The organism is Stenotrophomonas sp. AGC87 (assembly GCF_057333975.1).
In genome coordinates, this window is record NZ_JBHFHW010000038.1 from 106,700 (window position 1) to 118,269 (window position 11,570).

Annotated in this window: 13 protein-coding genes; 10 read left to right on the forward strand and 3 right to left on the reverse strand. The window is 67.3% G+C overall.

Going from position 1 to position 11,570, the window contains the following annotated elements; all coding sequences use genetic code 11:
- Window positions 1–4: 4 nt before the first annotated feature.
- The 8 genes from ffh to ACE026_RS15520 all read left to right on the forward strand — a co-directional run bounded on the left by ffh (window position 5) and on the right by ACE026_RS15520 (window position 6,055).
- Window positions 5–1,384, forward strand: coding sequence for a signal recognition particle protein (gene ffh, locus ACE026_RS15485; RefSeq protein WP_019184491.1), 1,380 nt, complete (start codon window positions 5–7; stop codon window positions 1,382–1,384).
- A gap of 76 nt (window positions 1,385–1,460) precedes the next feature.
- Complete coding sequence (locus tag ACE026_RS15490; RefSeq protein WP_486039721.1) at window positions 1,461–2,537, forward strand: NAD(P)H-dependent flavin oxidoreductase; 1,077 nt, start codon at window positions 1,461–1,463, stop codon at window positions 2,535–2,537.
- On the forward strand, window positions 2,534–3,322 hold the full coding sequence (locus ACE026_RS15495; protein ID WP_486039722.1) for an aminotransferase class IV family protein: 789 nt from the start codon (window positions 2,534–2,536) through the stop codon (window positions 3,320–3,322). The genes ACE026_RS15490 and ACE026_RS15495 overlap by 4 nt, the downstream gene beginning before the upstream one ends.
- Before the next feature lie 127 nt (window positions 3,323–3,449).
- Window positions 3,450–3,710, forward strand: a complete 261-nt coding sequence (gene rpsP, locus ACE026_RS15500; RefSeq protein WP_017356068.1) for a 30S ribosomal protein S16 — start codon at window positions 3,450–3,452, stop codon at window positions 3,708–3,710.
- Window positions 3,711–3,752: 42 nt separating this feature from the next.
- On the forward strand, window positions 3,753–4,265 hold the full coding sequence (gene rimM, locus ACE026_RS15505; protein WP_121043481.1) for a ribosome maturation factor RimM: 513 nt from the start codon (window positions 3,753–3,755) through the stop codon (window positions 4,263–4,265).
- Window positions 4,266–4,270: 5 nt separating this feature from the next.
- The gene (gene trmD, locus ACE026_RS15510; protein WP_486039723.1) at window positions 4,271–5,029 is read left to right on the forward strand and encodes a tRNA (guanosine(37)-N1)-methyltransferase TrmD; all 759 of its coding nucleotides are present in this window, start codon (window positions 4,271–4,273) and stop codon (window positions 5,027–5,029) included.
- A gap of 155 nt (window positions 5,030–5,184) precedes the next feature.
- Window positions 5,185–5,592: a 50S ribosomal protein L19 gene (gene rplS, locus ACE026_RS15515; protein WP_019184486.1), complete on the forward strand. Its 408-nt coding sequence runs from the start codon at window positions 5,185–5,187 to the stop codon at window positions 5,590–5,592.
- Between the two features lie 85 nt (window positions 5,593–5,677).
- On the forward strand, window positions 5,678–6,055 hold the full coding sequence (locus ACE026_RS15520) for a DUF6404 family protein (protein ID WP_486039724.1): 378 nt from the start codon (window positions 5,678–5,680) through the stop codon (window positions 6,053–6,055).
- Here the strand turns inward: ACE026_RS15520 and ACE026_RS15525 are convergent.
- Window positions 6,052–7,539, reverse strand: coding sequence for an MATE family efflux transporter (locus ACE026_RS15525; RefSeq protein WP_259261393.1), 1,488 nt, complete (start codon window positions 7,537–7,539; stop codon window positions 6,052–6,054). The genes ACE026_RS15520 and ACE026_RS15525 overlap by 4 nt on opposite strands.
- A 109-nt stretch (window positions 7,540–7,648) precedes the next feature.
- Between ACE026_RS15525 and ACE026_RS15530 the strand changes: the two genes are divergently transcribed.
- Both ACE026_RS15530 and ACE026_RS15535 read left to right on the forward strand, forming a co-directional pair.
- Window positions 7,649–7,945 (forward strand): hypothetical protein, encoded by a 297-nt coding sequence (locus ACE026_RS15530; RefSeq protein WP_486039796.1) that lies wholly within the window; start codon window positions 7,649–7,651, stop codon window positions 7,943–7,945.
- On the forward strand, window positions 7,938–8,342 hold the full coding sequence (locus ACE026_RS15535; protein ID WP_481491520.1) for an RNA-binding S4 domain-containing protein: 405 nt from the start codon (window positions 7,938–7,940) through the stop codon (window positions 8,340–8,342). Before ACE026_RS15530 ends, ACE026_RS15535 begins: the two co-directional genes overlap by 8 nt.
- Window positions 8,343–8,411: 69 nt before the next feature.
- Here ACE026_RS15535 and katG read toward each other — a convergent pair whose 3' ends face one another.
- Window positions 8,412–10,646 (reverse strand): catalase/peroxidase HPI, encoded by a 2,235-nt coding sequence (katG, locus tag ACE026_RS15540; protein WP_486039726.1) that lies wholly within the window; start codon window positions 10,644–10,646, stop codon window positions 8,412–8,414.
- 201 nt (window positions 10,647–10,847) lie between these two features.
- Window positions 10,848–11,459, reverse strand: a complete 612-nt coding sequence (locus tag ACE026_RS15545) for a DUF937 domain-containing protein (protein ID WP_313217634.1) — start codon at window positions 11,457–11,459, stop codon at window positions 10,848–10,850.
- Window positions 11,460–11,570 lie beyond the last annotated feature (111 nt).

Here is an 11,570-nt window from a genome sequence, read left to right on the forward strand (position 1 = left end):
TTCCATGTTCGAGTCCCTGACCCAGCGCCTCTCCGGCACCATCGAACGGCTGCGCGGCCGCGGTCGCCTGACCGAGGAAAACATCCGCGAGGCCACCCGCGAAGTCCGCATCGCGCTGCTTGAAGCCGACGTCGCGTTGCCGGTGGTGCAGGCGCTGGTCGAGCGCATCAAGGTGCGCGCGGTCGGCCAGGAAGTGCTCAAGTCGCTGACCCCGGGCCAGGCGCTGATCAAGGTCGTGCGCGACGAGCTGACTGCGGTCATGGGCTCGGCCGCCTCGGACCTGAACCTCAACGTCCCGGCGCCGGCGATCATCCTGATGGCCGGCCTGCAGGGTGCGGGCAAGACCACCACGGTGGGCAAGCTGGCCAAGCACCTCAAGGAAAAGCGCAAGAAGAAGGTGATGGTGGTCTCGGCCGACGTCTACCGTCCGGCCGCGATCGAGCAGCTGAAGACGCTGGCCGACCAAGTCGGTGTGCTGTTCTTCCCGTCCACCGCCGACCAGAAGCCGGAAGCCATCGTCCGCGCTGCGATCGATGATGCGCGCAAGTCGTTCGTGGATGTGCTGATCGTCGATACCGCCGGCCGCCTGGCCATCGACGAAGCGATGATGGCCGAGATCAAGGCGCTGCACGCCGCGGTCAACCCGGCCGAAACGCTGTTCGTGGTCGATGCCATGACCGGCCAGGATGCCGCCAATACCGCCAAGGCCTTCGGCGATGCGCTGCCGCTGACCGGCGTGGTGCTGACCAAGACCGACGGTGACGCCCGCGGCGGTGCCGCGCTGAGCGTGCGCTACATCACCGGCAAGCCGATCAAGTTCGTCGGTGTGAGCGAAAAGCCGGACGGCCTGGATGTGTTCCACCCCGACCGTATCGCCAGCCGCATCCTGGACATGGGCGACGTGTTGTCGCTGGTGGAGCAGGTCGAGCAGCAGGTCGACAAGGACAAGGCCCAGAAGCTGGCCGAGAAGGTCGCCAAGGGCAAGAAGTTCGATCTGAACGACATGCGTGACCAGCTGGAGCAGATGCAGAACATGGGCGGCATCGGCGGCCTGATGGACAAGCTGCCGGGCCTGGGCCAGATCCCCGAGCACCTCAAGCAGCAGGTCAGCCAAGGCAAGGAAGTGCCGCGCATGATCGCGATCATCAACTCGATGACCAAGAAGGAGCGCCGCAACCCGGGCCTGCTCAACGGCTCGCGCCGTGCCCGTATCGCGCGCGGTTCCGGCCTGACCCCGGCCGACGTCAACAAGCTCATGAAGCAGTTCCAGCAGATGGAAAAGATGATGAGCAAGATGGCTGGCGGCGGCATGAAGGGCATGATGCGCAGCATGAAGGGGATGATGGGTGCCATGGGCGGCCGCGGCGGCATGCCGTTCCGCTGAGTCCTGCGCAGGCGCATTCCGGGCAGGGGCGGTGCGGCGTATGCTGGCACCGTCTCCTTCCACAGGTGCGCCGCGCGTGAATGGTTCCCCGCTTCTCGAACGCGCCGACAGCTTCTGTCGGCGTTTTGCATTGCAGGCCCCGATCCTGCTGGCGCCGATGGCCGGCGCCTGCCCCGTGCCGCTGTCGGCCGCGCTGGCCAACGCCGGCAGCATGGGCGCGATGGGCGCGGTGTTGTCGCAGCCGCAGGACATCGTGGCGTGGATGACCGATTTCCGTGCGCAGTCCACTGGGCCGGCGCAGGTCAATGTCTGGATTCCGGATCCGCTGCCGTCGCGCGATGCCGATGCTGAAGCCGCGACACGCCGCTTCCTGGCGCAGTGGGGGCCGGAGGTGCCGGCCAGCGCTGCCGATGCCGGTCCGGCCGATTTCGATGCGCAGTTCGATGCCTTGATCGAGGCGCGCCCGGCGGTGGCCTCCACCATCATGGGCGTGTTTTCTCCGGCACAGGTGCGGCGCCTGAAAGACGTGGGCATCGCCTGGATCGCCTGCGCCACCACCTTGGCTGAAGCGCGTGCCGCACAGGCGGCCGGCGCCGATGCGGTGGTCGCGCAGGGGTTCGAGGCGGGCGGCCATCGCGGCGCATTCGATCCGGACGCGGCCGAGCGCCAATTGGTCGGGTTGTTCGCGCTGCTGCCGCGGCTGGCCGATCATCTGGATATCCCGGTCATCGCGGCCGGTGGCATCGCCGATGGGCGCGGTATCGCGGCAGCCCTGACGCTGGGTGCGAGTGCGGTGCAGGTGGGCACCGCGTTCCTGCGCACCCCGGAGTGCCATTTGAATCCGGCATGGTCACAGGCGTTGGCCAGTGCCGAACCGGAAGACACCTGGCCGACGCGCGCTTTCAGTGGTCGCCTCGGTCGTGGCCTGGCGACCGCATATGTGCGCGCCGCGGCGTCTGCTGACGCACCACCGCCGCGGCCCTATCCGGTGCAGCGTGGGCTGACCGCGCCGATGCGCGCGCAGGCGGGCCGCGACAACACGCTGGATGCGATGCAGGCCTGGGCGGGACAGTCCGCGTGGATGGCGCCGGCGCGCCCGGCGGCCGAGGTGCTGCAGCAGATGTGGTCCGATGCGAAGGCGTTGCTGGGATGACTTTGTACTGCAATGGCCGCACCGCCAGCGCCGATGATCTTGCCGGCGCACTGACCAACTACGGTCATTTCACCTCGCTGCAGGTGCGCAATGGCGCGGTGCAGGGGCTGGATCTGCATCTGCAGCGTCTGCAGGAGGGCACGGTGGAGCTGTTCGGCACCGCGCTGGATCCGCTGCAGGTGCGGGCCTGGATGCACGGCGCGCTGCAGGCCGACGGTGCGGTCGATGCCTCGCTGCGGGTGACCGTGTTTTCACGGCAGTTCGATTTCCGGCAGCCGCTGCAGTCCGTCGCCGTCGATGTACTGGTCGCCGTCGCGCCACCGGTCGATCTGCCGCCGATAGCACGGCGACTGCGGACGGTGCGCTACCAGCGTGAGCTGCCGCACGTGAAGCATGTCGGCACGTTCGCGCTGTTCCAGCATCGCCGCGAGGCCTTGCTGGCCGGGGTGGACGACGCGCTGTTCGTCGGTGACGACGGGCTGGTCAGCGAAGGCACCACCTGGAACATCGCCTTCGCCTCCGGTGACACGTTGATCTGGCCGCAGGCGCCCGCGCTGCGCGGTACCCAGGAGCGCCTGCTGCAGGCCGGGTGGGGCAGCGATCAGCAGGTGCGGCCGGTCGCCCTGGCGGACCTGACTGGATTCGACGCGGCCATTGCCTGCAACGCAGCCGGCATCTGGCCGATCGCGGTGATCGATGGGGGCGTACTGGCGAACTCGGCGGCGTTGTGCGCCAAGGCCCGGCAGGTACTGGCGGCGGCACCCTGGCAGCCGTTGGTGGCCTGAACCACCTGATCGGCAGGCCCTGTTCAGCTTTCCCGGCCTTCACAGGCTTGGAATGACCGGAGGCCGCCGCTATAATCGCCGGCTTACCGCGCCATCCTGGCGACTGGGCAATTGAGGAAACAACACCATGGTCAAGATTCGACTGACCCGCGGCGGCGCCAAGAAGCGTCCCTTCTACCACATCATCGTGACCGATTCGCGCAGCGCCCGTGATGGCCGCAACATCGAGCGCGTCGGTTACTACAACCCGGTTGCCCAGGGTGCCGAGTCCCGCATCGTGCTGGACCTGCCGCTGGTCGACAAGTGGGTCGCCAACGGCGCCCAGATGACCGACAAGGTTCGCAACCTGTACAAGGAAGCGACCAAGGCCCAGGCCTCCGCGGCCTGATCCTGAAGGGCCGCGCCTGCCGCGGCCCATCGGTCTATACAGATGAAAGATACCGAGCGCCGCATCCTGCTGGGCAGGATTGTCGGCGCTTTTGGTGTGCGAGGCGAGATCAAGCTCGAGTCCTGGACCGAGCCGCGTACCGCCATTTTCCATTATCAGCCCTGGATCCTGCGGACCCCCGCCGGCCAGGAGAGCACGCTCACCGGTGCACGTGGACGTCAGTCCGGCAAGCATCTGGTCGCCGTGTTTCCCGATATCACCGACCGCGATGTGGTCGAGGCGATGTACGGGACCGAAGTCTATGTCGCGCGCAGCGCACTGCCGCCCCCGAAGCCCGATGAGTATTACTGGGTCGATCTGGAGGGCTTGCAGGTGCGTACCGTCGAAGGTGTCGAACTAGGGCGGGCGTCACACCTGTTCTCGACCGGCTCCAACGACGTGCTCGTGGTGCAGGGGGATCGTGAGCGGATGATTCCGTTCGTGCAGCCCGAATTCGTCGTCTCGGTGGATTTCGAGGCCAACCTGATCGTGGTCGACTGGGATCCGGAGTTCTAAGCCGGATGCGTATCGACGTCGTCACGTTGTTCCCCGAGTTCATGGCGCAGTCGGCCGCGCTGGGCGTGGTCGGCCGTGCTGCCGAGCGCGGTCTGCTGGACCTGCACGGCTGGAATCCGCGTGACTATGCCGAAGGCAACTACCGCCGGGTGGACGACCGTCCATTCGGGGGTGGCCCGGGCATGGTCATGTTGATCGAGCCGCTGCGGGCGTGTCTGGCGGCCGCGAAAGCCGCCGATCCGGCGCCCGCGCCAGTGATCTACCTCAGCCCGCAGGGCACGCCGCTGACCCAGGCCAAGGTCCGGGAGCTGGCGGCACTGCCGCGCATGATCCTGCTCTGCGGCCGCTATGAGGGCATCGACGAGCGCTTTCTCGAGGCTGAGGTCACCGAGGAAATCTCCCTCGGCGATTACGTCCTGTCCGGCGGTGAGCTGGGTGCGGCGGTGATCGTCGATGCGGTGACCCGCCTGCAGGACGGGGCCCTCGGCGATGCCGAATCGGCCGCCCAGGACAGTTTCGAAGGCCCGCAGGGGCTGCTGGACTGCCCGCATTACAGCCATCCGGCCCAGCATGAATGGGGCACTGTCCCGGACGTGCTGCGCTCGGGCAACCATGCCGCCATCGCCCGCTGGCGCCGGCAGCAGTCGTTGCTGCGCACAGCGCTGCGGCGGCCGGATCTGCTCGACGAAAGCCAGTTGTCCAAGGCCGACCGCGTCCTGCTGGAGCAGGCACGGCAGGCCGGTGCCAAGGATCCAACCCCCTAGCGCGGGGGCGGGATCTTGTTTACAATTCGGGATTGCCATCGGCCTTTTGGGGCCTGTTGGCAGGAACCCCTACAAAAAACGTGCAGCACAGTCCGGTGACTGCATGAGCCCACGTTGTCGAACGACACGATCACCCGAACATTATCGGTGCACCCATGAGCAAGCTGAACAAATCCATCCTCTCGGACTTCGAATCCGCCCAGATCACCCGCGAGCTGCCGAAGTTCAGCCAGGGTGACACCGTCGTCGTCAACGTGAAGGTGAAGGAAGGCAACCGTGAGCGCGTGCAGGCTTACGAAGGCGTCGTCATCGGCACCAAGAACGCCGGCCTGAACTCCGCGTTCACCGTCCGCAAGATCTCGCACGGCTACGGCGTCGAGCGCGTTTTCCAGACCCACAGCGCCATCATCGACTCGGTCGAAGTGAAGCGTCGTGGTAAGGTCCGCGCCGGCAAGCTGTACTACCTGCGTGGTCTGGAAGGCAAGGCTGCCCGCATCAAGGAAGATCTGGCTGCTGCTGCGCAGGCCAAGGCCGCGCGCCTGGCTGCCAAGGCTGCCCAGTAATTCCCGGCCGACAACCTCGGTTGTCGCCTCAAACGGCCACCTTCGGGTGGCCGTTTGCATTTGTGGCCGCGTGATGGAGAAGCACATGGACCGTTATCCCGCTGATGTTCGTCACGCGCTGCAGGCCATGGCCGACGCCAACGTGCCTGCCGGCATGCGCGCACCGCCACTGCATCGGCTGTTGTGGCGCATGGGGCTGCGCGTGCCGCCACCGCTGCTCGCCAGCTTCAGTGCCAATGCTCTGCTGATGGGCGGGCTGTTCGGTCTGCTGTGGAGCGGCTTATGGCAGGCGCTGATGTGGCTGCTCTTCGAACTGGGCCCGTTCCCGCTCGGCATCACCGTTGGTAGTGCTGTCATGGCCGGCCTGTTGTTCGGCGTGATGATGGCGCTGCTGATGCGCTACCAGCGGCGGCGCTACCAACTGCCTGCCTGGAAGACGCTGCTGCAGGGGCCTGCCGCTTAATCCGGCCGTGCGCTGCCCGCCGGGGCAGGCTGCAGCGGCGTGGTCGGGTTCGGGTCCGCCACCGGCGACGGCGGCGAGGCGGGGACCTCGGCCGGGGCCGCCAGTTCCTCGTGATGGCTGGGCAGCATCCGCGCCTTGCGCCAGCCACCCCAGCGGTAATACGCCAGCGACATCAGCATCGCGCAGAACGAGCTGACCGGGAAACTCCACCACACCGCGTCGGCCCCCCAGCGGTCCTGCAGCAGCTCGGCGAACGGCACGCGGATGCCCCACAGCGAGGCTGCCAGGATCAGCAGCGGGGGAATCACCGCACCGGTCGAGCGCACCACGCCGGAGATCACGAAGTTCACGCCGAAGAACAGGAACGACCACACCGCGATGTGGTTGAGGTGGCGCGCCACCTCCAGCGCCTGGCTGCCCTCGGGCAGGAACAGGGCGAGCGTGTAACGGTCCAGCAGGATCAGCGGCAGGATCAGCACGCCGGTCAGCAGGAAGTTGTAGAGCACGCCGCTGCGGGCGGTGCCGCGCACGCGGTCCCAGCGCTGCGCGCCGACGTTCTGCGCGGCCATGGTCGAGCACGCCGCACCGATCGCCATCGCCGGCATCTGCACGTAGGTCCACAGCTGCAGTGAGGCGCCATACGCGGCGGCGGTGTCGGTGCCGTAGCTGTTGACCATGGTCATCATCAGGATCATCGACAGCGAGATCAGCACCATCTGCAGGCCCATCGGTACGCCCTTGACCACCAGCGCACGCAGGATCTCGCCGTCGATCTTGAACAGCGCCATGTCCTTGCGGCCCAGCCACAGCACGTGGCGTTTGTTGCGCATGTACCAGAGCAGGCCGAGCAGCGAGAGCGTCTGCGCGATCAACGTGGCCCAGGCCGCGCCGGCGATGCCCAGCTGCGGGAACGGGCCGATGCCGAAGATCAGCAGCGGGTTGAAGCCGATATCCAGCACCACCGAGAGCAGCAGGAAACGGAACGGCGTGCGTGAGTCACCGACGCCGCGCAGTGCCGAGCTCAGGAACGCGAAGGCATACAGCGTCGGCATCGCCAGGAAGATGATGCGCAGGTAAGCCTCGGCCAACGGCAGCGATTCGGCCGGTGTGCCCATCGCCGCCAGCAACGGATGCGACAGCCACCAACCGGCGATCGCAATCACCACCGACAGGCCGATGAAGAAGGTCGCGCTGGTGCCCATCACGCGCCGGGCCTGGGGCAGGTCACGCGCACCCATCGACTGGCCGATCAGGATCGAGGCGGCCATGCCGATCCCGAATACCGAGCCGATCAGGAAGAACATGATGTTGTTGGCGTTCGCGGTGGCGGTCAGCGCCGCCTCGCCGAGGAAGCGGCCGACCCAGATCGCGTTCACCGAGCCGTTCATCGACTGGGCGATGTTGCCGGCCAGGATCGGCAGGGCGAACAGGAACAGATTGCGCCCGATCGGGCCCGTGGTCAGGTCAAGCGGCGCTTTGGCCATGTGCGCTGGAGATCAAGCTCAGAGAGCGGCACACTAGCACCAAGCCCATCAAGGGGATATCGCGATGCGTACTTCCGCGTCTCAATGCACGTCAGCCGCTCCACCCGTAGTGCCGGCCGCTGGCCGGCTGCAGAGCCTCCCGGCTGATCGGTTCATCCCCGCCGCGCTGGCCCTCTTGATTGGCGCCGCGCTGACCGCATGTTCGAGTACGGACGACCGCCTGCGCGATGCGCAGGTGCGGCCGATGGACCGACCGGAATGCCAGGTCGGCAGCCAGCGCCGCGATCTGGATGCCGGGGTACCGGCGCTGATCGGTGGCACCGGGTGCCGCGGTACACCGGACGCCCCGCAACCCCTGAACCGACAACCGGCCAACGCCGTGGAGCTGGGTAGAAAGCATGACTGATGCAACACCGGTGGCCGCCGTGCGGCTGGATGTGTGGCTGTGGGCCGCACGGTTCTATCGAACCCGCAGCCTGGCCAAGCAGGCGGTGGAAACCGGCAAGGTGGACGTGGCCGGGCAACGCCCGAAATCCTCGCGCGCGGTGCGCGTGGGCGAAGCGCTGCAGATCAGCCGTGGCGATGAAGTGTTCGATATCCAGGTGCTTGGGCTCAGCGAGATGCGCGGCCCGGCTCCGGTGGCGCAGCAGTTGTATGCAGAGAGCGAGGCCTCGCTTGCACGCCGCGCGGAGCTGCGCCTGCAGCGTGCGGCCGCGAAGAACGGCTACCAGCCGCCGGAGCACAAGCCGGACAAGCGTGCGCGTCGGTTGATCCGCGCGCTGGGCGATCTGGACGCGCTGTGAGCCGCGCACCGCACGCATGAAAAGACCGGGCCATGCGGCCCGGTCTTTGTCTGTGCCTACGGTGTTGAATCAACGCAGGTCGTAACGGTCCAGCTCCATCACCCGCGCCCAGGCGGCCACGAAGTCGCGAACGAACTTCTTCTCACCGTCCGCGCTGGCATAGACCTCGGCCAGTGCCCGCAGCACCGAGTTCGAACCAAACACCAGATCCACGCGGCTGCCGCTCCAGCGCTGCGCGCCGGTGCCGCGGTCACGGCCGCTGTAGTTGTCGCCATTGGCCACCCATTGCGTGCGCATGTCGAGCAGGTTGACGAAGAAGTCGTTGCTCAACGTGCCGACGCGATCGGTGAACACGCCGTCCTTGCTGCCACCCACGTTGGTGCCGATCACCCGCAGGCCGCCGACCAGGGCGGTCATCTCCGGCGCGGTCAGCGTAAGCAGCTGCGCACGGTCGATCAGCAGCGCCTCGGTGGGCACGCTGTAGCGGCCCTTGACGTAATTGCGGAAGCCATCGGCATACGGTTCCAGCACGGCGAACGAATCCACATCGGTCTGCTCCTGGCTGGCATCGGTGCGGCCCGGGTTGAACGGCACGCTGACCTCATGGCCACCGGCCCTGGCCGCCTGCTCGACGCCGACATTGCCGGCCAGCACGATCAGATCGGCCAACGAGACCTGCGCACCGCCAGCGCCCTTGAAGCCGGCCTGGATCTTCTCCAGTGCGGCCAGCACCTTGCCCAGCTGCTGCGGCTGGTTGACCGCCCAATCCTTCTGCGGGGCCAGGCGCACACGCGCCCCGTTGGCGCCGCCACGCTTGTCCGAGCCGCGGAAGGTCGAGGCCGATGCCCATGCGGTGGAGACCAGCTCGCCCACGCTCAGGCCGGCCGCGGCGATCTGCTGCTTCAGCGCGGTGATGTCCTGTGCGCTGAGCGTGGTCTGTTGGGCCGCCGGCACCGGGTCCTGCCAGACGAATTCTTCGGCCGGGATTTCCGGGCCGAGGTAGCGCGCGCGCGGGCCCATGTCGCGATGGGTCAGCTTGAACCACGCGCGGGCGAAGGCGTCGGCGAAGGCCTGCGGATCGGCCAGGAAGCGGCGCGAGATCTTCTCGTAGGCCGGGTCCACACGCAGCGACAGATCGGTGGTGAGCATGGTCGGGCGGTGTTTTTTCGACGGATCGTGCGCGTCCGGAATGATCGCCTCGCTGTCCTTGGCCACCCACTGGTGCGCACCGGCCGGGCTCTTGGTCAGCTCCCACTCGTGGCCGAACAGGATCTCGAAGAAGTCATGGCTCCACTGCGCCGGCGTGCGCGTCCAGGTCACTTCCAGCCCACTGGTGATGGTATCGCCGCCCTTGCCGGTGCCGAACCGGTTGGCCCAGCCCAGGCCCTGGCTTTCCAGGCCCGCTGCTTCCGGTTCCACATCGACGTTGTCGGCCGGGCCGGCGCCGTGGGTCTTGCCGAAGCTGTGTCCACCGGCGATCAGCGCCACGGTTTCCTCATCGTCCATGGCCATGCGGCCGAACGTATCGCGGATGTCGAAGGCCGCCTTGAGCGGATCGGGATTGCCGTCCGGGCCTTCCGGATTGACGTAGATCAGGCCCATCTGCACCGCGGCCAGCGGGTTCTCCAGATCGCGCGAGTGGATGTCGCCGTCTGCGTCATCATCGGAGACCAGCACGCCGTGGTCTTCCTGCACGCCTTCGGAGCCATGCGCATAGCGCACATCGCCGCCGAGCCAGGTGGTTTCGCGGCCCCAGTACACATCCTGGTCGGGTTCCCAGGTATCCGGGCGGCCGCCGGCGAAGCCGAGTGTCTTGAAACCCATCGATTCGAGCGCGACGTTGCCGGTGAGCACCAGCAGGTCCGCCCAGGAGATCGCCTGGCCGTACTTCTGCTTGATCGGCCACAGCAGGCGGCGTGCCTTGTCCAGGCTGACGTTGTCCGGCCAGCTGTTGAGCGGGGCGAAGCGCTGCTGGCCGCGGCCGGCGCCGCCACGGCCATCGCCGATACGGTAGGTGCCGGCGCTGTGCCAGGCCATGCGCACGAACAGGCCGCCGTAGTGGCCGAAGTCGGCCGGCCACCAGTCCTGCGAATCGGTCATCAAGGCCTTGAGGTCGGCCTTGAGTGCGGCGTAATCCAGGCCCTTGAAGGCCTCGGCGTAATCGAATGCCTCATCCAGCGGATGCGACCGGGTCGAGTGCTGGTTGAGCAGGTCCACCCGCAGCTGCTTGGGCCACCAGTCGCGGTTGGTGGTGGCATCGCCGACGAGGGCGTGGTTGAACGGGCACTTGGCTTCGCTTTTCATGGGTATCTACCTGTGTACTGGCGAACGTGGCCACCATCGGCGTGGGGGAGGCGATGGCGACGTCGGAAAGGTTGCCTGCACACCTGGCCGTGGAGCACCGCGATGTGAAGGCGTGCCCACACGGTAATCACTGCCGTTCATTCGGTACATTCGAATGAATCAACCAATGCGATAGGCGCAGGCTATTTCGAGCGCGTGCCGTCAGCGCTTGCCGAACAGGCCGCCGCCGAGCTTGAGCAGATCGCCGACGCCCAGCTGCCCATCGCCGTCCTGGTCCAGCACGGAGGTCAGCAGTCCACCACTGTTGGCGCTCTGCGCTTCCTGGCCGAGAGCCTGGCTGAGCTGACCCGGGTTGGCGTTGCCGCCGCTGGCGAAGCGCTGGGCGAGATAGGACATGACGATGGGGGCGAGGATGGCCAGCAGCTGGCTGGTCTTGCTGCTGTCCAGCCCGGTGGCCTGGCTCAGGCCCTGGGTGGCGCGGTCAGTGTTGCCACCGAAGACATGGCCGAGGATGCCGGCGCCATTGGTCGCATTGCCGCCACCGCCGCCCAGCACGCTGCCGAGCAGCCCGCCCAGATCGAAGCCCCCGGCACTGGCCGGCGCATGATCACGCTGCAGCGCCCCGAGCAGTGCCTGGGCGCCCTGGGGTTCCTGCGCGTTGCGGCCCATCGCGCCGAGCAGCAGCGGCAGGGCAGCGCCCACCGCGGTGCTGGCCTGGTTGGGGTCGATGCCCAGCTGCTGGGACACCTGCTGCAGCCCTTGGCCCTGCTGCAGTTGCTGGAAGAGGGACGCGGCAAGCGATTCGGTATTCACGGCGGACTCCAGGGCAGGGATGGGAACCGCCCGAGCATAGCGCTGCGTTCACTACGGGAATGCGAAGAATTCACGCGGGCCCGCGCGGACACCCCCCCCCCGGTCGGGTGC

Bases quoted from the DNA above. Each gene is read 5' to 3' on its own strand.
- ffh (WP_019184491.1), top strand. From the start codon at position 5: ATGTTCGAGTCCCTGACCCAGCGCCTCTCCGGCACCATCGAACGGCTG.
- ACE026_RS15495 (WP_486039722.1), top strand. From the start codon at position 2,534: ATGACTTTGTACTGCAATGGCCGCACCGCCAGCGCCGATGATCTTGCC.
- rpsP (WP_017356068.1), top strand. From the start codon at position 3,450: ATGGTCAAGATTCGACTGACCCGCGGCGGCGCCAAGAAGCGTCCCTTC.
- rimM (WP_121043481.1), top strand. From the start codon at position 3,753: ATGAAAGATACCGAGCGCCGCATCCTGCTGGGCAGGATTGTCGGCGCT.
- trmD (WP_486039723.1), top strand. From the start codon at position 4,271: ATGCGTATCGACGTCGTCACGTTGTTCCCCGAGTTCATGGCGCAGTCG.
- rplS (WP_019184486.1), top strand. From the start codon at position 5,185: ATGAGCAAGCTGAACAAATCCATCCTCTCGGACTTCGAATCCGCCCAG.
- ACE026_RS15520 (WP_486039724.1), top strand. From the start codon at position 5,678: ATGGACCGTTATCCCGCTGATGTTCGTCACGCGCTGCAGGCCATGGCC.
- ACE026_RS15525 (WP_259261393.1), bottom strand. From the start codon at position 7,539: ATGGCCAAAGCGCCGCTTGACCTGACCACGGGCCCGATCGGGCGCAAT.
- ACE026_RS15535 (WP_481491520.1), top strand. From the start codon at position 7,938: ATGACTGATGCAACACCGGTGGCCGCCGTGCGGCTGGATGTGTGGCTG.
- katG (WP_486039726.1), bottom strand. From the start codon at position 10,646: ATGAAAAGCGAAGCCAAGTGCCCGTTCAACCACGCCCTCGTCGGCGAT.